This is a genomic window from Nostoc sp. DedQUE02, from assembly GCF_034531035.1.
GTDB lineage: Bacteria > Cyanobacteriota > Cyanobacteriia > Cyanobacteriales > Nostocaceae > Nostoc.
In genome coordinates, this window is the sequence record NZ_JAVRBY020000005.1 from 126,643 (window position 1) to 150,371 (window position 23,729).

A 23,729-nucleotide genomic window follows, 5' to 3' on the forward strand; every position below is an offset into this window, starting at 1 on the left:
TTATATAGTTCAATCACGTTCTGTGTGTCAGCTCCCAAGAACTAACTTTTTGCTAAAGAGAACATAAATTTATGACTTTTGATTACGACCTGTTTGTAATTGGTGCGGGTTCTGGAGGTTTGGCGGCTTCCAAACGAGCGGCTAGCTATGGGGCAAAAGTGGCGATCGCTGAATATGATTTAGTTGGTGGCACTTGTGTGATTCGCGGTTGCGTTCCCAAAAAACTTATGGTCTATGGTTCTCACTTTCCTGCACTGTTCAGTGAAGCTTCCGGCTATGGCTGGAAAGTGAGTAATGCGGAGTTTGACTGGGAATATTTCATTACATCTATAGATAAAGAAGTTCGGCGATTGTCGCAACTACACATCAACTTCTTAGAAAAAGCTGGAGTGGCACTAATTTCTGGTCGCGCCACATTGGTAGATCCCCACACTGTAGAAGTTGATGGACGTAAAATTACAGCAGACAAAATTTTAATTGCTGTTGGTGGACGTCCTGTCAAGCCAGATTTACCAGGAATGGAACATGGTATTACCTCCGACGAAATCTTTCATCTAAAAGAACAACCAAAACACATCGTCATTATTGGCGCAGGTTATATCGGCACAGAATTTGCTTGTATTATGCGCGGTTTGGGTTCTGAGGTGACACAAATTACCAGAGGTGAAAAGATTTTAAATGGGTTTGATGAAGATGTCCGCATAGAAATTGAAGAGGGTATGACGAACCACGGAATTCGCTTGATTAAGAATAATGTGGTGAAAGCAATTGAACGTGTCCCAGAAGGGTTGAAACTGACTTTATCAGAGGATGACCAAGAACCACTAATTGCCGACGTGTTTTTAGTAGCGACCGGTCGGACTCCCAATGTAGATGGATTAGGTTTAGAAAACGCTGGAGTTGATGTTGTAGCTAGTTCTATGGAAGGGCCTGGATACCCTACCACAAATGCGATCGCAGTCAATGAATATAGTCAAACTAGTCAACCGAATATTTTTGCTGTTGGCGATGTCACAGACCGAATCAATTTGACTCCCGTCGCCATTGGCGAAGGTCGCGCCTTTGCCGATAGCGAATTTGGGAATAACCGCCGCGAATTCAGTCACGAAACTGTTCCCACAGCCATATTTTCTAGCCCAGAAGCCGCGACAGTCGGCTTGACAGAAGCCGAAGCACGCGAAAAACTCGGTGATGCCGTAAAAGTTTTTCGCACTCGCTTTCGCCCCATGTACTATAGTTTGACTGATAAGCAAGAGAAAACAATGATGAAGTTGGTGGTTGATAGCAACACCGACAAAGTTCTAGGCGCTCACATGGTGGGTGAAAGTGCAGCTGAAATCATCCAAGGTGTGGCGATCGCACTCAAGATGGGCGCAACTAAAAAAGACTTTGATGCCACTGTCGGTATCCATCCCTCATCCGCAGAGGAATTTGTGACAATGCGCTAATAAAATTTAGGAGTAAGGAGTTGTGAGTTATGAATTATAAGTGAGCCACAACAAATGATAAATGTTTATTTATCAACACTCAATAATTTTTAACTCCTAACTATTTACAACTTTGGACTACATATATCTTCACGGATTTGCTTCTAGCCCTAATTCTGCCAAAGCGCGGGATATAGGCGATCGCTTTACCAAAATTCAGACAAAGCTGAAAATCCCCGATCTCAATGCTGGCAATTTTTCCCAGTTGACAATCACTCGTCAGCTCACTCAAGTTGCCGCAGAATTCAGCAATGATTCTACACCAGTAACGCTGATTGGCTCAAGTTTGGGTGGTTTGACTGCTGCCCACTTGGGACAGCAAAATTTACAAGTGCAACGCTTAGTTTTGCTAGCACCAGCTTTTGGGTTTTTATCCCATTGGTTGCCCAAGCTAGGAGATGAAGAAGTACAGCGTTGGCAACAAGAAAAATATCTCATGGTCTACCACTATGGTGAGCAGCGCCGACTTTCTTTAAGTTACAATTTCGTTACAGATGCTGCCCAATACCAAGAAAAGCTTTTGCAACGCCCTATCTCCACGTTAATTTTGCACGGAAAAAAGGATGAAGTCATTCCGATAGAAGCTACTCGGGACTTTGCGTGTTCCCGTCCTTGGGTGGAGTTAGTTGAACTCGACAGCGATCACGCTTTGGGTAATGTTATGGAAGAAATTTGGCAAGCAATTCGCCTCTTTTGCCAATTACCTTGAAGTTGTAAAATATTAAACTTACACATAACTAATGTCCTTAGTCATTTGTGCTTTTTTAGTCACTAATGACCAATACTTCTCTACGAGAGGCCGCGCCAACGACTACGCTCAGTACAAGTGACTAATGACCAATGACTAATGACTAAAACTATGCTTCCCTTCATCCGGTCAGATTTAGCGCAATTCACTGCTTATAAACCTCATCCCAGTAGCGATACAGCCGATTCTGTCGCCACACAGTTTGATCGGCTAGATACAAATGAAAGCCCTTACGATTTACCACTTGAGTTAAAAGAGAAGCTGGCGTGGACTTATCAGCAAGTAATTGAAACAAATCGTTATCCTGATGGCGGACATGAAACACTTAAGGATGCGATCGCACAGTACGTGAATCAGTCAGTCGTCCTTTCATCATCCTTGTTTACTGCTGCCAATATTTCTGTTGGCAATGGTTCTGATGAACTAATCCGCTCTTTATTAATCGCCACCTGTTTAGGAGGAGAAGGTTCAATTCTCGTTGCCAATCCTACTTTCTCAATGTACGGGATTTTGGCGCAAACTTTAGGCATTCCTGTAGTCGCGGTGGGGAGAAATGAAACAAATTTTGAAATCGACATAAGCGCCGCACAGTCTGCGATCGAACAAACTCAAAATCCCCCGATTCGCGTGGTTTTCGTAGTGCATCCCAATTCGCCGACTGCCAACAGCTTAACTGCGGCAGAGTTGGCATGGTTAAGAAGTTTGCCACAACATATTTTGGTAATAATTGATGAAGCTTACTTTGAATTCAGCCAAACTACTTTAGTAGGTGAATTAACACAGCATCCCAATTGGGTGATATTACGTACTTTTTCTAAAGCTTTCCGATTGGCAGCTCTCCGTGTTGGTTATTGCGTCGCTCATCCCGAAGCGATCGCCATCTTAGAAAAAGTTCGCTTGCCCTACAATCTCCCCAGCTTTTCCATAGCAGCAGCATTAGTTGCTTTACAAAACCGCAAACTTTTGCTGGAATCAATACCTCAAACTCTGAGTGAACGAGCCAAACTCATCGAAATTCTATCCCAGCAACCAGAACTACAAATTACTGCAAGTGCTGCCAACTTTATTTACCTGCGTCTTCAACCAAATCATTTTAATTCACAAGACGCTACATTAAAAATTTTACACCAGAAACTTAAGACACTGGGTACTATTGTGCGACACATTAGCGGCGGATTGCGAATTACCGTCGGAACGATAGAGGAAAACGCCCGTACCATAAATCGAGTTCAAACTGCTTTAGCAAATTTGCAATCTTAGCAATTTACTCAGTAATTAAACCTGCTGTTTACTTCACTGCCCAAACGGCGTACTATTCCAACTGTTTGTGGCAGCACACCCACTAAAAGGGCAAAGGCAACATCCGGCAAAAGCGCCACTACGTCTGGTGGAAAATATTGTTCAAATTGATCGAGAATCTTCTGAACACGCTGCCCAGGCACTGGGTTTTCAGTAATTTGTTTGATTAATCGAATCCACTGTCGCCTAATCAAGTAAGCTTTCTGGCGTTCTTCATTAGATTCGGGGGTTAATAAAGACAGATTACCTATAGGCAGTGCCCTTTGGCAATCACAATCGTAATCCCCACCCACGGCAGCCCCAGGCCCAGCAAACTCTGCATGGTAGCGTTTAAAGAGTATTAATCCATTTCGCCTACGACTATTGACGATTAAAACTTCTCCACTGTGCAAACGTGTAAGGATATCCGAGCCTTGCGAATGCTCAGTTCCGTCTGACATGATAAGAGAATCAAGGAAACTTGTTTCAGGGTAATAAGTTGATACCATAGAGGTCTGATAGCGTTGATGCTGTTCGCTATCCATGTTTTTTAAACTTTCAACGAATGTGGTTGTAGTATGCACTTCAAAACGTAAATAGGTGTTATATCAAATCAGGTTTTTGAATTTTTTTATTATCAAGATTTTTCTAGTCAAGTCAATTAAAACAGCAATATATAGGTAGGCGTTGCTTCAGTAATTGAGTGATTATATTTTATGAGATATAACTAGATTTGTCTGTAAACTATAGGAGTGTTTTCTTAAAGTTTTTATAAAGATGAATATCTTAATTACAAAGTTATTATGATGAATCAATGATTGGTTAAGCGTATTTTCGCGTATGTTGCCATTATAATCTATTTATTTATCTATATCTAATACTTTAAGATATTTGTTAACGATAAATCCCAAAATGCAAAATTTAACATTTTATAATATTAAAAGTTTTTACCAAAAAGCGATTTTTCTACAATAATCAATCAAGATTTTCGTAAGAAGTCTAAATAAAATATTCTTTTTAAAAAGAATTACCAGAAGCTATTTACTCGCTTTGTCAATTTATGTGTTTTACTTTTTATCTATAGCAATCCGATTTGATTTTGGAACTACTTTGCTTGGTGCGTGAAGCGCAGCGCAAGCGCGATAGGCAGGAAGTAAGGAATCAGCTTTTTAGAGTTGTCCTAAGTTTTTTCACACAATTAAATAGGAGTTATAAGTACACTGTAGCAAAAGTTTGCCTACCTTTTACAAGAGTTAAGCCCCTTGTTTTAATTGAGATAGTGCCTTAATCTCTGCCCTTCTGTACTAGATATTTAGCGAATATTAGCTACTAAATTTTTAATTAGGTTAATTTCAGTTTCATTACCGCTATGAATGACAAATTTTATCTACTTGACAATTGCCTAAAAAAAGTTCAGATAATAGAGTCAGCACTCAGGTGCTTGTGCAATAACATCTGGCTTGAGCGTCTTAGGAAAAATGTATTCCAATTGGATTCGACTTTATGCACCCGATATCCTAGCTTGAAATAAAGCTGTCTTGCTTGATGGTTATTTTCTAAAACATGGAGATATAAGTCTTGAAATCCCCACTCGCGAGAGACTCTTTCACAGCTAGTAAGTAATCCTGAAGCTACACCATGTCTACGGTATTTTGGGTGAACCGCTAAATTAGATAAGTAAGGAGAACCTACACCAGCCTGACTCCAGGAATCACTATAACGTACACCCAGTTCTACACTTCCTAATAGGTTATTAGTCTCACCAGTAGTAGCTTCAAAGGCGACTAAACAAACATGACGAGGCGTCGGTGATGCCATTCGATGCCTTAAATCTTCGTAAATACCTAGACGTAGCAATGGAAAAGCCCATCCCCATATACCTTTGTGGGAGTGAAAGCTTTCAGTAATAATTTGGGCGACACCAATCAAATCAGCAGGTGTCGCCGCACGAATTTGGAATTGGTAGGAAGCTGGATCGATTGGCTGTTGGTGGTATGGGTAAAAAAACCGATATTTCAAGGCTAGTTTAGTATTGATTTTATGCTACGAAAATTTTCTTAAATATCCTAAAAACCATTTTAACTAAATGAAAACTTAATTGCTGCCCAAGGGATTAAACTGACCCATATAGGTAATTTGCTTTTGCTTGTGGATCAAACAAAGTTTTACACTTTAGCTTGGGGTTTTATAACCTGCATTTTTGAAAAAGTCTTAGGAGTTACAGCTTCATAAATCTATAACCTTAAATTTAGTAGGTTCAGGTGCATCCCTTGTTTTCGGTGGACAGAATATCAGACTGATTAACACAAAAACATCTGTAAAGTTATACAGCTTTGGGTGATTGGGCAGAGAAATAGCATAACTTGTCCTTATATCGCATTTACAAAATCGTTAAGTAAGTACACCATTGACAAACTTTGGTTTAAAAACACCCTTGGTTGCAGTACTGAACTTGTTTTTGCATTTGCCGCTACACTGGCACTACTTTGCTACTAAGTTATATGAATAGGCTGTACATATACTGGGACAAGAATCTATACAGTTCCCTAATGCCTAATCTCTGACTCTCTTCAAATACCACTTGCTTTAATCATAGTTCTGATTGCTAAATTAGAAAGAGGTATTTGTCTAATAGTATACTTTGGCTTTAAATATTATTGTTTTAATTTGCTGACTCTACCATGACTACCATAAATAAAATTTACCTGCAAGTGTTAGTACAACTGCTGCAAAGGGAAAACTTAATATGCAGCTTCATCTGGATATTTCAGCTAGCTATGAGCGCTGTATGTGCTATCAGACAGTGCTCACAGGAGGTGAAAGAAGATTTGGCAAGCAAGCATCGACTCTGTAACACTAAATCAGACTATGAAAGCAATTACACTGCACCAAAGCAAACGGTAATCGGCACAAACCATTGAGACGAATTACTCTGAGCAAACGCTCCTACACTCAGCAGTCATGTAGCCAAACAGCCTTATTGGTCGAAATGCTCTGCTCTTACCTGACTCAGAAAAATCCTTACCTGATCAGATTATTCTTTATCCGACTGCCGTTGCAGCAGGAAAGCGGTGCATGAAATCCCAAGCAAACAGTAAGCCTAAAATTTTGGTTGTCGATGATGAACCAGACAACCTTGACTTGCTTTACCGCACTTTTTATCGCGACTATAAGGTGCTAAGGGCAAACTCTGGCCCTGCGGCACTCGATCTGCTGGCTCAAGAGGGAGAGGTCGCGGTGATCATCTCCGATCAGCGGATGCCGATGATGAGCGGTACAGAATTTTTGAGCCTGACAGCAACTCAATATCCAGATATTATCCGGATTATTTTAACTGGCTACACCGATGTCGAAGACCTGGTGGAAGCAATCAATGCTGGCAAGGTATTTAAATATGTAACCAAACCGTGGGAAGCGGAGGAACTCAAAGCAGTGGTACGCCAAGCTTTGGATACCCACAATGTTCTCAAAGCCAGAACCCGCGAACTTACCCGCACACTCCGTCAAGAATCGCTGCTGAATACCGTTACAAATACGATTCGCAGTGCTTTAGACTACAGACAAATTTTGCAAGCGATTGTAGATACAGTCGGTCACATGTTGGAGGTGGATGTCTGTCTGTTGCGTCCCTTCCAAGACGAGCAGTTAGCGGATAAAGGATTTATTTATCAAAAGCCTCTTTCTGAAGAAGCCCTTGAGCATAGCACTACAGGGGAAGTTGGAGTAAGTCTTTCTCCTCTACTCCCCATCTCCTCTCCTTCTCTGTCTCTTTTGGCTCAGACGGTATGGGAAACTCGCGAAGTCCAGGTGATTCACGATGCGATCGATGATGAGCGCATTCACGGTAATACTCCTGAACTGCGCGAACGTGAGGCAGCTTTTGCTGCTGCTAACATTTGTTCTAGTTTAGTTGTGCCCTTGATCTGCCAACAAGAACTGATGGCAGTGCTAGCACTACACCAGTGTTCTCTGCCTCGCTTTTGGGGCGAGGATGAGGTGCAGTTAGTGTTGATGGTAGCGGATCAGGCAGCCTTAGCTTTGTCTCAAGCTTATGCTTACGAACAAGTACGTGCCCTTGCCAAGCGAGAAGCCCTAATTAATACGATTACTAGCGCGATTCGCTCTAGCTTAGATCCCCAAGATATCTTTGCGGCGATCACCCAGCAATTGGGACAAGCTTTACAAGTCGATGGCTGTGTCCTGTCTTTGTGGACAGAGGAAGATGAGTTTGTCGAGTGTGTAGCCTTGTATGACAGTTTTCAACATTCAGAAAATCTACGTAGGCACAGCCCAATCCAGGCATCGCTAGCCCCAGACAATAATCACCTATCAACTCAGAGATTACCCTATTCTCAAGCATCTATCCAGGAGAATCCCATCCTCCAACAAATGCTACAGACACATGAACCTGTGGTAATTGGTAATGTGAGCCATTCTCCCTCAGATGTGCGGGGTTTTGATTTGCCTTTAAAAATGCCAGCGCGATCGCTAATGTTTGTACCATTATTAGCTGATGGTAAATGCATCGGTAGTATTACGTTACATGAAGGTAAAAAAGTACGCCAATGGCTGCCATCTGATATCGATTTGGCGAAAGCAGTAGCAGCTCAAGCCGCGATCGCTGTGCAGCAGTCACACTTATATCAAAAAACTCGCCAACAAGCTGAACGCTTACTGGAATTAGACAAACAAAAAACCGAATTTTTTCAAAATATTTCCCATGAGTTTCGCACACCGATTACCTTGATTCAAGGGCCTTTAGAGTCGGCGGTAGCGGCTGGCGAAGGATTATCTTACTCTCAAAGTGCGATCGCCCTGCGTAACTCCCGCCGCCTGCTGCGACTGGTAAATCAACTCTTGGATTTACAACGCCTGAATGCGGGGAGAATGCAGCCTAGCTTCCATCCCTGCGATTTAGTGGAATTTGTCAGCCAAATAGTGGAATCTTTTCGTCCCTACTGTGAGAAAAAGAGACTCCATCTCATTACCCAGTTAGATGAATGTTCTACCGTGTACTTGGACATGGAAAAATTTGACAAGGTGGTTTATAACCTCCTGTCAAATGCCATGAAATTTACTTCCGAAGGTGGGACGATCAGTGTCAGACTAAAATCTGAGCGCGATCGCTGCATATTACAAGTACAAGATACTGGAATTGGCATTGTTAAAGAACAAATTCCTCACCTATTTGAGCGCTTCCGCCAAGCTGAAGGTTCAGCAAACCGCTCCTATGAAGGCAGTGGTTTGGGTTTAGCTTTAGTTAAAGAATTGGTCGAATTACATGGTGGTCAAGTCACTGTAGAATCAGTTTACGGTCAAGGCACTACTTTTAGTTTATGGCTTGTGACTGGAAATGCTCATTTACCCGCACAACAAGTACTAGAAACGCCCACCGAACTTAATACGAGCCGTGCTAGCGTAGAATTGGCTGATTTAGAACTGATAGAGTCAACAACAGACAATATTGAAGATATTACAATAAACTCCTCCCCCAGTATTGATAATCAAGACTCAGCACTTAAAACTCAGCACTCAATTTTAGTTGTAGATGACAATCCAGATTTGCGAACCTATGTATCTGAGATTTTCCGCCGCAACGGCTATCATGTGCAAACAGCTCGCAACGGTTCTGAAGGGCACAGTAGAGCTAAGGAAATTATACCCAGCTTGATTGTGACTGACTTAATGATGCCCTTGGTAAGCGGACTTGAAATGATTCAGCTGATCCGCAATGAGGAGAAGTTGAAAGGAATACCAATCATTCTGCTGACAGCAAAAGTTGACGAGGAAACCCGCATCGAAGGTACAGAACATGGCGCTGATGCTTATTTAGCAAAACCATTTAATGATCGGGAACTTTTGGCGGAAGTTCGGAATCTTTTGGCATTGAAAGAAAATGAACGGCGAATTGTGGAGTTAAATACTTATCTAACAGAATCGGTGCTAAAGCGCTTTTTGCCTGCTGGATTGGTGCAAAAAGCTGCAACCGGAAATTTAACGTTAGATTTGCGCCCAGAACCACGCTTAATTACAGTTTTGTTTAGTGACATCGTGGGTTTTACACAGCTATCAAATACTCTCAGATCCCGACGAGTCGCAGAATTGCTAAATGAATATTTAGAAGCTATGACCAAGGTTGTATTTGGCAATGGCGGCACTGTAGATAAATTTATGGGAGATGCTATCTTAGCTTTATACGGAGCGCCGGAAGAGCTAACCCCCAATGAACAAGTGCGTCGTGCCATCAATACAGCCAGAGCAATGCACCGCTCATTGGCGGACTTGAATCAGCGCTGGCGAAACCAAGGTGTATTCGATGGTGACAGACTTACTAACGTCCAGTTTCGATGTGGTATTCACCAAGGTACTGCTGTTGTAGGGATGTTTGGTAGCGCTGAACGTGCCGATTATACTGCCATTGGCCCAAGTGTGAATATTGCTGCAAGGTTGCAAGCTGCTGCCGTTCCCGGTACAATCCTGGTTTCTGCTGCCGTGGCAGATTATTTGCAAGAAGAAGAAATTACTAAAGGTAGTCCACTAGAACTCAAAGGAGTAGACGAAACAGTTTTGACTTTTGCTGTTACACCAGAGGTAATGGTTAATCGCTAAAATTTAGACTGGTATTTTCAAGCATTACCAATGAGTAACAGTGCCTAATCATATCCAGTTTATATAATATGACACCATCGGTTGCAGACAAAACTCCAATTCCAGCTAAGGTCTGGAGACGACACACTGATCCACCAGGTTTGTGGATTTCTGTCGTTGTAGGTTCAGTCTCTCTGCACTTGCTGGTGTTCTGGCTAATGCGCTCAACTAATGCATTTAGCCTGTGGTTTCCCCAGCAAAATCAATCTGCTGTTCCCATTGAATTGATAAACATTGCTCCTACAAAATCAATAATCAAATCAAATTCAACAGCCAAAACAGTTTCGTCAAAGCCACTATCTTCAACTCAAAAGTCTGTAGCAACACGTTCACTACAAACAGAACGAACTACGCCCAGAAATCAGGATTTTGATGCAATAAATTCTGCGGATTATCCCCAACAGAAAAGGCGAATTTATGTCTCTAAATCTAATAGCCAACCCTTTAAACAACAGAGAGTTCCTACACCCAGACCAACACCCACATCTACACCCAGACCGACACCCACATCTACAACCAGACCGACAACCAGACCGACACCCACATCTACAACCAGACCAACACCCACATCTACAACCAGACCAACATCAACATCTACAACCAGACCAACACCAACACCAACATCTACAGTTCCTGTCGGTAATCTACCTTGGAGCCCCCGTCCACCCCTCAACTTGGGAGAGGGAACGCCACTACCAACGAGTTTTCCATCAAATCCACCAGTTTCGGAACCTGAAAACAGAGAAACTCCGCCAACTCCGAGTAGAGAGACTACACCAGCTCCTACTGGAGGAGCATCGGTAGCAGTAGTAGCTCCTTTATCTAGAGATGAAGTGATTAGCTTGATACAATCAAGAGGATTTCGACAAGATGCTTTACCCGACGTTATCGCTTTATATAAAGGAAGCAATACAAAACAGTTAGACTCAAGTTTTCTTGTCCAGAATTCTGGGCTTGAACCAGCGCAGCTCTTAGCTAGCTTAATAATTGATAACAATGGTAATTTTAAACAGGCTGTAGTTCTAGAAATAGAACCAGCAACACTGGGAAGTGAAAAAAGCACATACGAGAAAGTCCTCAATGAAGTTTTTAAAACAGAAAACTTTCTTGCTGCCCACAATAACGATGGTACAAAACCAGAATTGAGCAATCTGTATGTCAAGATAAAAATCCAACTTGCCAATTCAAACTAAATACTTGAATTTTTGCAGAAACTGTGTTAGGTTTATAGGGTTGGAAATTTGCGGGCGTAGTTTAGTGGTAAAACTATAGCCTTCCAAGCTATTAATGCGGGTTCGATTCCCGCCGCCCGCTTAGAAAAACTCTCAAATACACTAGTGTAATAAGCAAGTCTAAACCTTGGTAAAATAACTAGTTAAACAGCAGTTTGAAAGTGTACATTAGTGGCGCACAGATAGACGCTACTAATGTACAAGCAGTTTGGGATAATTTATTTTTTGGAACTCCCTAATTAAACCTATAGTGTAGTGTTAGCGAGTATTTTTAGCATCGGGCCAGAGTCTTCCACATCTAGAAATTGTTGCGTTATGGGTAAGGTATAAATTCCCATCTATCACAAGTCAGTACCATAAAAATTAGCCAATGCGTCTCGATTTTTGAATTTAGAATTGCTTGCTAATTAAGATTTTCTAGGCGAATGCGTGGATCGGCTGCTTTGAGCATTAAGTCGGCGATTAAATTGCCAACAATCAGCAGTACTGCGCCCATTAACAAGCTTGCCATTAATAAGTATAAATCTTGAGCTTGTAAAGCCTGTAAAGCCAATCTCCCTAAACCGGGCCAGTTGAAGAAAAATTCGGCGATGAAGGCACCATTTAATAAACCGGCTAATTCAAAACCCAATAAGGTAATTAAGGGATTTATGGCGTTGCGGAGTGCATGAACGTAGATGACGCGGTTTTCTGGTAGACCTTTGGCACGAGCCGTTTGGATGTAATCTTGACGCAGCACATCCAATAATTCGCCACGAGTGATGCGTTGCAAACCAGCAAAACTAGTAATTGAGAGTGCGATCGTGGGTAAGATCATGTGCCAGCCTATATCTAAGATTCTGCCAAACCACGACAGTTCCGAGTGATTGATGCTAGTCATACTACCCACTGGGAATAGTGGCGAGGTGATTTGGGCTAGAACCAGCAGGGCTAAGGCGGTGATGAAACTGGGAAAGCCTTGTCCGGCGTAACTAATCACCTGTAGAATGCGGTCTGCTGGCTTATTTTGTTTAACGGCGGCAAAGATCCCTAGAGGGATAGCGATCGCCCATGTGACAATTAAAGATGCGATCGCTAATAACAAAGTTGCCGGTACACGTTCCCACAACAGTGATGCCACTGAACGTTGATAAATAAAACTCGTGCCAAAATCCCCTTTGGTCAAGATTCGCCATAGCCACAGCCAAAATTGCTCTGGCCAAGACTTATCCAGACCAAACTGCCGTTTGATTTCCTCTATTCTTTCTGGAGATATCTTCGGATTTTGTCGTAGCGTGTCTACATAATCACCGGGAGCGAGTTGAATGATAAAAAACGACAGCGCTGACGCCAACAATAAAGTCAGCAGTGCTTGCAATAGCCGCTTTCCCACATAAACAAAAGTTTCGCTCGTGACTAGCCTGATTAGCCAATCCCGACCTGTCTCCAAGGAAATTTTCGTAGATGTCATTTATCTTTTGTCCTTTGTCTTTTGTCATTTGTCCTTTGTCCTTTGTCTTTCATCATTTGTTATTTGTCAGTTGTTTTTCTACTGACCAATAACTAACGACTAATAACTAATGACTAATGACTAATATTCAATTAAAGAAATAATCGGCACGTCCGGCAAATATGTACGCCCTTGTAAATCCCGTAGTTCGATAATAAACCCAAACCCTACTAGTTCGCAGCCAATTTTCTGCACCAACTTTGCTGTGGCACTGGCAGTTCCACCTGTGGCAATTAAATCGTCCACAATTAAAACTCGGCTACCTTGGTGTAAAGCGTCTTGATGTACTTCTAAGCAGTCTGTACCATACTCTAGTTCATATTCAATTGAGTGAATGGCTGCTGGTAACTTCCCTCTTTTGCGGACGGGAATAAAACCAGCTCCTAATTTATAAGCCAGAGGTGAGCCAAAAATAAATCCCCTTGACTCTATACCTATGACATAATCCACAGTTATTTCAGCTTCATTGCATTTTTGTGTTAAAAAGTCAATAGTGTAGCGCAGTCCCTCTGGATCGCGCAGCAACGTAGTAATATCCCGAAATAAAATTCCGGGTTTCGGGAAATCTGGGATGTCACGAACGAGAGACTTTAAATCCATAAAAGGGGAAATGGGGAGTAGGGAATGGGGAATAGGGTATGGGGAATGAAGGAGATAAATTAATAAGCAATGCCTAATACTTCTCTACGAGAGGCTGCGCCAACGACTATGCGGTAGTTGAATCTCGACTCACTTCGACTGCGCGATAGTTGAATCTCGACTTCGCTCGATTACCGCGTAGTCGAAACTCAGTGCAAGTCGCTCGATTACCGCGTAGTCGAAACTCAGTACAACTGCCCCATGACCAATTTCAGATACCTGAAAAATCGTACACTATAATGTCATACGCTGGGGGTCAAGTGGAAGTCGAGGCTGAAGCTTCACCCTTCATTGACGATAATTAGAATCTAAACCAAGCTAGAAAAGGTATCGCACTAAATAAATGAGGTGAATTTAGTTATGTTTTAAAATTTTGATTTAAATATAGGGAAAACTTTGAGTAGAAAGAGTTAAGTAATGTATATATCAGGTAGTCATGCTACTGCTAGAAGTCTAACGCTCAAGTCTTGACTACCGATCTTAAATTTGTTTTATCTAGTCTGTTGGAACCGCATAAGGTATTTATAGAATGAATGTTTCAGCAAGTTTAACGCCGTTCAACAGTCCAACCCAAGACTCACTGCCGATGATTCTGGACACTTTACCAGATCCTGCGATCGCTTCCAAAACGTGTCCTCGAAGAACCAGGCTGCAAATTGACCTGATTTTATTGGCAATTGAAGCTTTAGAGCTTGGTGGTTCAGAAGCAATCTTGGCTTTTGCTCAAGAGTTGGATCTCAAAGGAATTGTTAAAGACAGGGTGAATCTATGGCGGATGCGTAGCTCTAACCCGCTACGAAGAGCGCATATGCGCCGTCCCTTAACTATTATGGAAGCCAAAGCTTTGGTGGTCATTGCTTGCTATATAGCACGGCGTTTAACTGTTGTTATCCGCCAGTTATTAATGATATGTCAACAAATGGAAGAGAAGCAGATTCCATTAGAACAGAATTTGCGGCTATCTAATTACCTAGAGCGATTTAGAGCGCATTTTAAAAGCCGGATGAATGCTCGGCGTTCAGGTGTACTAGCATTAACTTCTGATGAAAAATTAGATGCGTTAGCGATAAATTTGTTAGGACAATTACTATTTTGTACTGGTACTGCTGGAATGCAGAGGTTCTGGATTAGTCTTTTTGACGGTGAAGTGGAATGAATATTCAACGTAAGTACAGTCTACCTAATTGTACACTTCTTTTAGAAGGGTTAAGTGATGTTACTAGGGCTGCACAGTTCCAAGAAATGCGCCCGGAATTGTCAATATTGGTAAATGCAGAATGCTATTTATCTGGTTATAATCAACCTCTAACAGGAGGACGAGAATTTTTTGAAAGTTTGGTAAGGGCTGTTAGTGGCTATGCCCAAGAATTTTTGAGTAATGTACCCAATCCGCAAGCACACAATCAGGAATCGGAGCTAGTAGAGTTTCAGAAAATTGACAGCAACCGACACAGGTTAATCATACATTCAGAAGGTGCTCCAGAAGGATTCGAGTCTCATTCTCACAATTCCAAACGCCCACCGATTGAAATAGATTTGAATACGGTGCAGTTGTTTGATTTAGTAGAAGCAGTAGATCAGTTTTTTGCTGATAGCCAGACTTTACCAGAATTATCCTTAGAACTACAACCAGTTACTAGACGCTATGGCGGCGCTAGTCAGGCTTTGATCAAGCAGGCTGTTCCTGCTGCTGTGGGAGTATCAAGTTTAGCAGTAGCAGCGATCGCATTTAACCTGATTCCACCTCCCCAAATTCGTCCACCGCAGCCTAAGACGGATGAGCAAACTAGCTCTACAACAAAGGCCCTCACATCTCCAGCATCAGCAGCAGCAACACCCATTGCTGCTGCAACACCCACACCAACACCCGCAGCTACTACAAAGCCAGCAGTTAAAGATTTAGAAGCACTTTTAAATACAGTTCCAGAAATTACCGATCCATCTCAGTTGCGTGCATTGAATCGTCAAGTGTATAACCAAGTTCATCCAGCTTGGACTAAGCGTTCAGGATTGCAACAGGATTTGATCTATCGTTTAGGTGTAGCTGCCGATGGAGCGATCGTTGGTTATAAAGCAGTGAATAAAGAGGCAAATCAACAAGTCGGGCAAACTCCTCTGCCCAACCTACTTTATAATCCTGCTAACCGCCCTCCCATTTCCAATGAACCAATCGCCCAATTCCGAATAGTGTTTACTACAAATGGTGTGCTGCAAGTTAGCCCTTGGCGCGGATATGCTAGGACACCAGAAGTAGTCGGTGCAAAAATTACTGACTCTAATATAACTAAAGGTTTAAATCAAAAGCTTTATAATACAGTTCGCCAAAACTGGAGTGGTACTCCCACCTTTACGCGAGATTTGAAATATCGGGTAGCGGTCAACAAAGATGGTGTAATTGCTGACTATGAACCACTTAATCAAGTAGCCTTTGACTATTTCCGGGAAACACCTCTTCCCAAGATGTTTAACGCTATCTATGGTTCTAATGTAGCTGCTCCCAATGCTAAAGAACCTCTGGCTCACTTCCAAGTAATATTTAAGCCTAGTGGCACGTTGGAAGTCATTCCTTGGCAGGGATATCAACAATAATTGGGGATTGGGTATCCCTTCTCTGCGAGATGCTACGCGTAGCTTGCTTCCCCGGAGGGGTAAGGCTTCTCTCAAGGCAAGTGGGGATTGGGGATTGGAAAGAATCAAGTTTGAATTTCCTATTCCCCATGCCCTATACTTCGACTGTGCTCAGTACAAGTTCCCTATTCCCTATTCCCTATGGATTTTAGATAAGGATTGAACTTGGGTAATAGTTCATCAAGAATTGGTTTGAATTTGTTTACCTGTTCATTTACCAATAATTGTCTGGCGTAGGCTAACCTCAACCGACTGATAGTTTCATACAAAGACCCTCTGGCAATCTTGACAAAACGTCGATTGTCTTGGTCGTTGTACCTACCTCTACCTTCTGCAATATTCGCACAAATACTATCAGCAGATCGAGCAATTTGCTTACCCAGTGTATCTTTAGTGAAATTGTCCCATCCTTGAACAATATGCCAAATTTCATTAGCAAGCTTTTCAGAATGTTGATAAACTTCTAAGTCCTCAAAATCAAGTCTTCTCACAAAAGCCCATTGATCAATAAATGATCAGTAGTTCCCAATTCTCAATGCCCAATACAACTCTTAGAGAGGCTGCACTTCTCTACGAGACGCTCCGCGAACGACTTCGCGGAAATCGAGCGAAGTCGAGATTCAGTGACCACGCCAACGGCTTCGCGGTAATTGAATCTCGACTCACAACAACTGCGCGGTAGTTGAGCGTAGTCGAAACTCAGTGCAAGTCGCTCGATTACCGCGTAGCGATGCACTGAGCGGCTTGCCCTGAACGGAGTCGAAGGGAGTCGTTGTGTCGAAACTCAGTACAAATGCCCAATGCCCCTTTACCTTGTAATTCTCCGCATATAATTTCCCCACAACTGAGCTGCTTGAGCGCTGCTGCCAGATGTCGGGGAATTATTGTCGTTTCCCAGCCAGACACCAGTTACAAGTCGCTGACTGGGGATAAAACCAATAAACCATAAGTCAACGTTTTTATCAGTGGTGCCAGTTTTACCAGCTTCCCCTAGTCCAATAGCAGCACTACGACCAGTACCTCTTGCGATTACACCGCGCATCAAACTAGTCATCTCATCGGCGACACCATTTGTCAGCACTCGTTTGTTAGCAGCTGGATCTTGGTCGAAGGAGTAGATTACACGACAGGTTTTGATATCATTGCGATCGCTGCAATCACCACTATCCAAAATTCGGTTAATGGCATGGGGAGGATTTGACACACCGCGATTACCAATAGCGCCAAAAGCACCAGTCATTTCCAAAACATTGACAACGCTTTGACCCAGTACCAAACCGGGAACCGGATCGAGGTTTGATTTTATCCCCAAACGTCGCGCCATTGCCACAACTTTATCCAGCCCGACTTGTCTGGCAACTCGCAAGGCGATGGGATTTTCTGAAAGCGCTAGCCCGGTGGCAATATCTAAACTAGTGTCAGCACCCGCACGACAGGGTTTATAAGTAAAGCCTTGCCAAGTTAAAGGGGCGCAAGAATAACTGTTGGATGGTGAAATTCCCTGTTGAATAGCGGCAGTGTAAGCAAAGATTTTGAAGGTGGAACCTGGCTGTCTTTTGGCTTGAACAGCACGATTGAACTGACTTTTTTTGTAATCAGTCCCGCCCACCATTGCCAGGATACTGCCTGTACTAGAATCAAGAGTGACTAGTGCCCCTTGAGAAAAATTAAAATTTCTACCAGAGTTGTTAACCGAATTGCTCAATGCTGCTTCTGCTTGTCTTTGTATGGCTGGATCGAGCTTGGTTTCAATGATATAGTTTCCCTCTTTTGCAGCTCCCTCCCCCAAAATTGATTCTAGTTCAGAGAAGACGTAACTGTAAAAATAAGGTGCGATCGTTTTAGCTTGCTGTTCGCAGACTTTAGGACTAATTTGAACAGTGGAACGTCTAGCTCGGTTGGCATCCTCTGGTTTAATTTTGCCCATCTCCAGCAATCGCTTAATCACGCGATTCCGGTATTCAGCCGCTTCTAGCTTATTTGGCCCATCGCCACAAAAATCGAAGGCGTTGGGAGCAGGTAAAATTCCGACTAATGTGGCTGCTTCTGCCAAAGTTAATTCTTTAGCTGGCTTCTCAAAGTAATATCGGGCTGCATCCTCAAAGCCAGAGGTATCTCCTCCCAAAAAAACCCGATTTAAGTACATCAGCAAAATATCATCTTTGCTGTAAAAGGTTTCCAGTTTTAGGGCGACAACTGCCTCGCGTAATTTGCGTCCAAGGGTATCCTGTCTGCCTACGTACTCGCGGAACAAACTGCGGGCAACTTGCTGGGTTACTGTACTAGCTCCTTGTTGCACATCTCCGGTGCGGCTATTAATCAACACGGCTCGTAAAATCCCCAGAGGATCAACCCCAAAGTGCCAGTAATAACGACTATCTTCTGAAGCCACTACTGCCGCAGGCAAATAAGGACCAAATTCCTCTAATCGTTTCATGTCTACATGAGAGGTAGTCCGAGGTTCTCTCAGGGGAGTGGCTCCATCACGGGCGTAAACAACTACTGGAGCGCGTGTCGCTGTTGGTAGAGGTTTAACTTTAAATTTCAGCCATTCAACGCCAATGACTAATGTTAACAGGGCAGTGACGCCACCGACACCATAAGCTGTCCAAGTTGCAGCTTTGACATACCATGCTGGTGGATCGACATATTGCAAGCGTACAGAAGCGGCGAGTTCTGGGGGTCCTAGAGTCAGAATATCGCCGTGACGCAGTTCTAGAGAAGTAACACGACGCTTGCCACGATAAATCCCATTGGTAGAGTTTTCGTCTTTGATCGTGAAAACTGGTGTGCGCTGAGTAGAATTTCGCGATAGTGATAGGTGAATTTGGCTGACAACAGGGTTACGGATGACGATATCGCTGGATTTGGAGCTACGACCGAGAATATAGCGATCGCCCAACAGTGGATATACCTCTGCTTTATCCGCCCCCGCATCCTGCACCCAAAGTTCCGGTACTTTGGCATTAGGCTTGAGCGCCAATTTAGAAAAATCGACCCTAGCTTGAATCGTGTGTACTGCTTGAGTCAGTTGACCTAGTAACGTTTGTGGCTTGTGAGGCGGTTGGGGAGAACTCATCGGCTATTCACATCACAGTTTTTAGTGAAAAATCGGGCGAATTACAATCAATTTTAGATGTTAGTCTTTCATCATTTTACTCATAAGCCAAAGCATAAATTAGCTATACGTAACTTTTTTGAGCTAATTTATACTTAAATTTATATTACGATGAACAATAATTTGTAATTTTAGTCACTTAGTTTATAGAATAGCAAATTTGTTTTCATTCTCAAAGACTTATATAATCTAGTATTACTAGTTTTATAACTACAACCATAATTTTTTATTTTGTCTTTTTAAATACTAATTACTAATAAACAACTGATTTAATTTTTACCAATTTTACATATCCACACATTCTGAAACAAACCTAAATATCTTCATTTAGGAAGATTTTCTAAATCTTAGTTATCTGCTTTAATGAGGCGAGTGTTCTGTTGAGGTTAATTTCAAGAATGATGGGAAAATCTCTGACCCTGATTGGTACAGCTTTATCTTTGGCATTTACCACTAATATTGCTGTAGCTGAATCCAGTAAATCCCCCATAGCCCAATCTAGTAGCGACTCCACTAGTGCACCAGCGGAAATTAAGATGTCGCCAGAAGGGATGAAAATTCTGTGCGAGAATTTTCCGCTAAATTCACGCTGTCCTGGCGGCACAGCACTCACCCCTAGCGCTCCTAGTAGGACTACAACACCAGCAGAAACCACAACGCCTGGCACAACCACTCCTGATAGCACAACTGCACCAGGAAGCAGCACCCAACCTGGATCTGGATCTGGCACTCCCGAAAGCACTCCAGCACCTGGCGGTCCTAGCAACTTAACTCCAGCACCAGGTAGCCCAACCACACCTGAACAACCTGGCGGTCCTAGCAACTTAACTCCAGCACCAGGTAGTCCAACTACACCTGAAGGCGCTCCTAGCGACTCAGCTCCAGCACCAGGTAGCTCAACTACACCTGAAGGCGCTCCTAGCAACTTAACTCCAGGACCAGGTAGGTCAACTACACCTGAACAACCTGGCACTCCTGGCAGCACTACCGAACCAGGTAGCTCAACCACACCTGAACAACCTGGCACTCCTGGCACTCCTGGCAGCAGTATCGACCCAGGTAGCTCTCCTAGTACTCCAGGCTCGAGTTCGCCAAAAACTCCTACCACAGGTAATTAAATTAAAAGCTGGGGCATAATCTGAATATTAGTTTGCCTTCAGCGATCGTCGGTGCATCTTTCTTGAACTCTTGCACCAGTTATACAAACTGGTGTCAGGTAACAAATAAAAATCACTGAAACCTTATAGATAAAGTCTTCGCATATAAGACTAAGCAAGGGTTTGACTAAATCAATAGCCTGGGACTAATCATCCCAGGCTTAATAGTTTAATGCGATCTCCCAGTTGAAGTCGGTGTTTTTTGCAACGAAGCAATTAACAAGCAAACAATACCGATACTAATAAATGAATCTGCCACATTAAATACAGCAAAGTTAATCAAACGAAAATCAAGAAAATCAACGACATAGCCTAAAACAAAACGATCAATACCGTTACCCATAGCTCCACCTAAAATTAAGCCATAGCCTAACTGATCCCACAAATTTAACGTTGGACCAAACAAGGCCAAGGCTATCAATACCAAACTCACTCCTAAAGATAGCCAGCGCAACCACTCTACTTTCCCACTTAACAGACTGAAAGCGGCACCAGTGTTAGTCACATAGGTAAAGTGAAATATCCCAGGTAAAAGTGGTAGTGTCTGTCCCAAGCTAAAGGTTTGCACTATCCAGTACTTTGTTATTTGGTCTAAGAAAAAAGCGATGAAGGCAGCGATCCAGAAAAGACGATTTTTTAAATGCATGGCGAATTAGTCATTGGTCGTTGGTCGTTGGTCATTAGTCATTGGTCATTGGTCATGAGCTTTTGACAAATGACAAAGGACGAAAGGCAATGAACTAATAAAACATTAAGTGACGCAATATATATGCTATTACAGTAACTGCACAGACCACAGTTAGCTGACCTGGTAGTGCAAACCACGAGTATTTAAGGATTGCTTGCATCAAGGGTAGATTTTCTGTACCTTTCCACTGAAAAAGATAGCTAATAATCAAATAAGTAATACCGCAGATGTGGAGAGTTAACAAGCCACAGATGCAACTAAAGGCAAGAGTTTCTAGTCGAGGTCTAGCTTTAAAGGCGAACAAGCCACAAATCCAAGCTCCAGGAATAAAGCCTAGTAGATAGCCAAACTGAGATAGCTTGACATAACCAATACCGCCGCCATCAGCAAATACTGGTAGTAAGGTTAACCCCATGACTAAATAGGCAATTTGCGAGAGCGCACCTGCATTTTTGCCCCCTAAACAACCCACCAACAATACTGCGCCAATTTGAAAAGTGACACCTAAAGAAAAAGTCTGAATTCCGTGCTGACTCCAAGTCCAAGGTAAGGTGATGCCATAAACTTCTAGGAAGGTGCCACCCATTGTCAGGAGTAAGCCAATCATAGACCATAGTAATTGATTGGAAGCAGCAAACATTTATCAGGCAACCAAGGAAAAGCAAAAGGGAAATCCAACAGCAACTAGTATATTCATTAATATAGAAATGAAATTTGTGCTGACATCTTAAGAACTAGCATATTTTCTTTTGCCTTTTTGGTATGTAATTTTTCAGTTTTACGAATTGCAGCTTAGGTGTCTATTGTCTAATTTTATTGACTGAGGCGTGTTCTGAATTCTGGTATTTGACCTAAAATATAGTAAAATCTATATTATTTAGCTTGGTATTTATACTATTTTTTCAGATAATTGCCTAAATTGAGCTACAAAGTGCTTAATATTTATAGTGTTTCTCAGTTGAGTCTAATACAGACTTAACAAGAACAGCCACTTCCCTAAGAAGTGAAATAAGATTCACAGCCTTTATCCTTTTAGGAGAGAGGTATGAATGTATTGTATGCAAAGCAAAAGCACTATTCTATATTAAAATTTTTTCACAACTGAGCCAATGAATTTACTTTAATAATAAAGTTTTGTAAATACGTGTAATCCGCTTAACCTAGTGCTATATGTAACTTTAAAATCAATTAAGAGTATAAAATTTATCAAACAGAACTAAAAATAAGGGTTTGTTCTTCATCAAAAAAAAACAAGCATTTTTTGTTCTATTAACCTATTATTAATCTTTATTGCTGTCCTTTAGGAGTATGTTAGAAACGCTCACCTGAAAAGTTACTAAAAAATTGATAGCGATGCTCTCACGTCTTAGTGCAACAAAAACTCATCGCCTCACAGGTTCAATTTCAGTGTTAGCACTGACAATCAGCCTAGTAGGTTGTGGCGGACAGCAAACTCCAGATAGTACAGCCAGTAAGGATACGTCTTCTGGCACTGCTACAGATACTACTGCCTCTAGCACAGCTAAATTAGACCTTGGTGGAACCATAAAGTTAAGTGGAGCTGGTGCGTCTTTTCCAGCACCACTGTACGATACCTGGTTCACAGATTTAAACAAAAAATATCCCAATCTGCAAGTTGACTATGCATCAGTTGGTAGCGGTTCTGGAGTTGAGCAATTTATCAAAGGCACCGTAGACTTTGGTGCTAGCGATGTGGCAATGAAGGATGAAGAAATCCAGAAAGTACCAGCTGATAAGGGTGTTCTCTTACTGCCTGTGACTGCTGGTAGTATCGTGCTGGCTTACAACTTGCCTGATGTTCCAGAACTCAAGCTCCCACGAGCCGTTTACGCTGATATTCTACTAGGCAAAATCACATCTTGGGATGATGCCCAAATTACTAAGGCTAACCCAGGTGCAAAGCTTCCGAAAGAGCCAATCACGGTTGTTTATCGTTCCGATGGTAGCGGAACTACGGGTGTTTTTACAAAACACCTCAGTGCTATTAGCCCAGAGTGGAAGACTAAAGTTGGTGAGGGCAAAACTGTCAACTGGCCTAAGGGAGTAGGTGCTAAGGGTAATGAGGGTGTTACCGCCCAAATCCAACAAACTCCAGGTTCCATTGGTTATGTAGAGTACGGCTATGCCAAACAAAATAGTCTCAAGTTTGCTGCCTTGGAAAACAAAGGTGGTAAGTTTGTTGTAGCTAGTGAGGAATCAGCCTCTAAAACTCTCGCATCAGTACCTCTACCTGCAAATCTCCGCTCCTTCATTTCCGATCCCGAAGGGGCTGATTCCTATCCCATCGTCACTTATACCTGGATTTTGGCTTACAAGAAATATCCCAATGCGGCAAAAGCTAAAGCAATTGAAGCTGCGATCGAATACGCTTTAACTGATGGTCAGAAGCAGGCTAGTGCGCTAGGGTATGTTCCCCTGCCCGAAAACGTCATCACCAAGGTAGCTGCGGCGGCTGACCAAATCAGTCCAGAGTACAAAATCTCTGTTGCCAGTGGTAATAGCGCTAGCAAGTAAGCAATCAAACAGGTCTATTCAATAGTAATTTTGAACACAAAGCTACTGTTGTGTCAGTTTAAATAGATGATGAGGCGACAAT

The 23,729-nt window shown here is 42.4% G+C and carries 17 protein-coding genes and 1 tRNA gene; 9 read left to right on the top strand and 9 right to left on the bottom strand.

Translation table 11 applies throughout. From position 1 onward, the window contains the following. Positions 1–71 precede the first annotated feature (71 nt). The 3 genes from gor to RMX98_RS07220 all read left to right on the top strand — a co-directional run bounded on the left by gor (position 72) and on the right by RMX98_RS07220 (position 3,495). On the top strand, positions 72–1,448 hold the full coding sequence (gor, locus tag RMX98_RS07210; protein WP_322677281.1) for a glutathione-disulfide reductase: 1,377 nt from the start codon (positions 72–74) through the stop codon (positions 1,446–1,448). Positions 1,449–1,560: 112 nt separating this feature from the next. Further along, positions 1,561–2,196 (top strand): YqiA/YcfP family alpha/beta fold hydrolase, encoded by a 636-nt coding sequence (locus tag RMX98_RS07215; RefSeq protein ID WP_322677282.1) that lies wholly within the window; start codon positions 1,561–1,563, stop codon positions 2,194–2,196. Positions 2,197–2,346: 150 nt separating this feature from the next. Then, positions 2,347–3,495 (top strand): histidinol-phosphate transaminase, encoded by a 1,149-nt coding sequence (locus tag RMX98_RS07220; protein WP_322677491.1) that lies wholly within the window; start codon positions 2,347–2,349, stop codon positions 3,493–3,495. A gap of 8 nt (positions 3,496–3,503) precedes the next feature. Here the strand turns inward: RMX98_RS07220 and RMX98_RS07225 are convergent, their stop codons facing one another. Both RMX98_RS07225 and RMX98_RS07230 read right to left on the bottom strand, forming a co-directional pair. Further along, positions 3,504–4,058: a hypothetical protein gene (locus RMX98_RS07225; protein ID WP_322677283.1), complete on the bottom strand. Its 555-nt coding sequence runs from the start codon at positions 4,056–4,058 to the stop codon at positions 3,504–3,506. Between the two features lie 868 nt (positions 4,059–4,926). Next, positions 4,927–5,532, bottom strand: a complete 606-nt coding sequence (locus RMX98_RS07230; RefSeq protein WP_322677284.1) for a GNAT family N-acetyltransferase — start codon at positions 5,530–5,532, stop codon at positions 4,927–4,929. A gap of 1,056 nt (positions 5,533–6,588) precedes the next feature. Between RMX98_RS07230 and RMX98_RS07235 the strand changes: the two genes are divergently transcribed. From RMX98_RS07235 to RMX98_RS07245, 3 genes are all read left to right on the top strand, one after another. Continuing rightward, on the top strand, positions 6,589–10,122 hold the full coding sequence (locus RMX98_RS07235) for a response regulator (protein ID WP_322677285.1): 3,534 nt from the start codon (positions 6,589–6,591) through the stop codon (positions 10,120–10,122). Between the two features lie 68 nt (positions 10,123–10,190). After that, on the top strand, positions 10,191–11,354 hold the full coding sequence (locus RMX98_RS07240; RefSeq protein WP_409880743.1) for a hypothetical protein: 1,164 nt from the start codon (positions 10,191–10,193) through the stop codon (positions 11,352–11,354). A gap of 50 nt (positions 11,355–11,404) precedes the next feature. Then, positions 11,405–11,475, top strand: a tRNA-Gly gene (locus RMX98_RS07245). A gap of 321 nt (positions 11,476–11,796) precedes the next feature. Here RMX98_RS07245 and RMX98_RS07250 read toward each other — a convergent pair. Both RMX98_RS07250 and RMX98_RS07255 read right to left on the bottom strand, forming a co-directional pair. Further along, complete coding sequence (locus RMX98_RS07250; protein WP_292841196.1) at positions 11,797–12,843, bottom strand: ABC transporter permease; 1,047 nt, start codon at positions 12,841–12,843, stop codon at positions 11,797–11,799. 120 nt (positions 12,844–12,963) lie between these two features. Next, on the bottom strand, positions 12,964–13,482 hold the full coding sequence (locus RMX98_RS07255) for an adenine phosphoribosyltransferase (RefSeq protein WP_251956046.1): 519 nt from the start codon (positions 13,480–13,482) through the stop codon (positions 12,964–12,966). Between the two features lie 568 nt (positions 13,483–14,050). On the opposite strand from RMX98_RS07255, the gene RMX98_RS07260 reads away from it, so the two are divergent. Together RMX98_RS07260 and RMX98_RS07265 are read left to right on the top strand one after the other, a co-directional pair. Further along, entirely contained in the window at positions 14,051–14,677 is a 627-nt protein-coding gene (locus RMX98_RS07260) for a DUF3038 domain-containing protein (protein WP_094350233.1), read from the top strand. Beyond that, complete coding sequence (locus RMX98_RS07265; RefSeq protein ID WP_322677287.1) at positions 14,674–16,110, top strand: DUF4335 domain-containing protein; 1,437 nt, start codon at positions 14,674–14,676, stop codon at positions 16,108–16,110. Before RMX98_RS07260 ends, RMX98_RS07265 begins: the two co-directional genes overlap by 4 nt. A gap of 164 nt (positions 16,111–16,274) precedes the next feature. Here the strand turns inward: RMX98_RS07265 and RMX98_RS07270 are convergent, their stop codons facing one another. From RMX98_RS07270 to RMX98_RS07290, 5 genes are all read right to left on the bottom strand, one after another. Then, positions 16,275–16,640: a four helix bundle protein gene (locus RMX98_RS07270; protein WP_322677288.1), complete on the bottom strand. Its 366-nt coding sequence runs from the start codon at positions 16,638–16,640 to the stop codon at positions 16,275–16,277. A 317-nt stretch (positions 16,641–16,957) separates the two neighbouring features. Continuing rightward, entirely contained in the window at positions 16,958–19,228 is a 2,271-nt protein-coding gene (locus RMX98_RS07275; RefSeq protein ID WP_322677289.1) for a transglycosylase domain-containing protein, read from the bottom strand. Between the two features lie 379 nt (positions 19,229–19,607). Further along, the gene (locus tag RMX98_RS07280; protein ID WP_322677290.1) at positions 19,608–20,375 is read right to left on the bottom strand and encodes a hypothetical protein; all 768 of its coding nucleotides are present in this window, start codon (positions 20,373–20,375) and stop codon (positions 19,608–19,610) included. Positions 20,376–20,593: 218 nt separating this feature from the next. Next, a complete protein-coding gene (gene lspA, locus RMX98_RS07285; RefSeq protein ID WP_322677291.1) occupies positions 20,594–21,070 on the bottom strand; it encodes a signal peptidase II in 477 nt (158 codons plus the stop codon). A gap of 94 nt (positions 21,071–21,164) precedes the next feature. Continuing rightward, positions 21,165–21,752, bottom strand: coding sequence for a biotin transporter BioY (locus RMX98_RS07290; RefSeq protein WP_322677292.1), 588 nt, complete (start codon positions 21,750–21,752; stop codon positions 21,165–21,167). Positions 21,753–22,465: 713 nt separating this feature from the next. Between RMX98_RS07290 and pstS the strand changes: the two genes are divergently transcribed. Next, positions 22,466–23,647, top strand: a complete 1,182-nt coding sequence (gene pstS / locus RMX98_RS07295; protein ID WP_322677293.1) for a phosphate ABC transporter substrate-binding protein PstS — start codon at positions 22,466–22,468, stop codon at positions 23,645–23,647. The last annotated feature ends 82 nt before the right edge of the window (positions 23,648–23,729 follow it).

What these genes read in the sequence shown, in the direction of transcription:
- RMX98_RS07265 (WP_322677287.1), top strand. Translation starts at nt 14,674, where the DNA reads ATGAATATTCAACGTAAGTACAGTCTACCTAATTGTACACTTCTTTTA.
- RMX98_RS07260 (WP_094350233.1), top strand. Translation starts at nt 14,051, where the DNA reads ATGAATGTTTCAGCAAGTTTAACGCCGTTCAACAGTCCAACCCAAGAC.
- RMX98_RS07235 (WP_322677285.1), top strand. Translation starts at nt 6,589, where the DNA reads ATGAAATCCCAAGCAAACAGTAAGCCTAAAATTTTGGTTGTCGATGAT.
- lspA (WP_322677291.1), bottom strand. Translation starts at nt 21,070, where the DNA reads ATGCATTTAAAAAATCGTCTTTTCTGGATCGCTGCCTTCATCGCTTTT.
- RMX98_RS07250 (WP_292841196.1), bottom strand. Translation starts at nt 12,843, where the DNA reads ATGACATCTACGAAAATTTCCTTGGAGACAGGTCGGGATTGGCTAATC.
- RMX98_RS07255 (WP_251956046.1), bottom strand. Translation starts at nt 13,482, where the DNA reads ATGGATTTAAAGTCTCTCGTTCGTGACATCCCAGATTTCCCGAAACCC.
- RMX98_RS07290 (WP_322677292.1), bottom strand. Translation starts at nt 21,752, where the DNA reads ATGTTTGCTGCTTCCAATCAATTACTATGGTCTATGATTGGCTTACTC.
- RMX98_RS07275 (WP_322677289.1), bottom strand. Translation starts at nt 19,228, where the DNA reads ATGAGTTCTCCCCAACCGCCTCACAAGCCACAAACGTTACTAGGTCAA.
- pstS (WP_322677293.1), top strand. Translation starts at nt 22,466, where the DNA reads ATGCTCTCACGTCTTAGTGCAACAAAAACTCATCGCCTCACAGGTTCA.
- gor (WP_322677281.1), top strand. Translation starts at nt 72, where the DNA reads ATGACTTTTGATTACGACCTGTTTGTAATTGGTGCGGGTTCTGGAGGT.
- RMX98_RS07220 (WP_322677491.1), top strand. Translation starts at nt 2,347, where the DNA reads ATGCTTCCCTTCATCCGGTCAGATTTAGCGCAATTCACTGCTTATAAA.
- RMX98_RS07240 (WP_409880743.1), top strand. Translation starts at nt 10,191, where the DNA reads ATGACACCATCGGTTGCAGACAAAACTCCAATTCCAGCTAAGGTCTGG.
- RMX98_RS07225 (WP_322677283.1), bottom strand. Translation starts at nt 4,058, where the DNA reads ATGGATAGCGAACAGCATCAACGCTATCAGACCTCTATGGTATCAACT.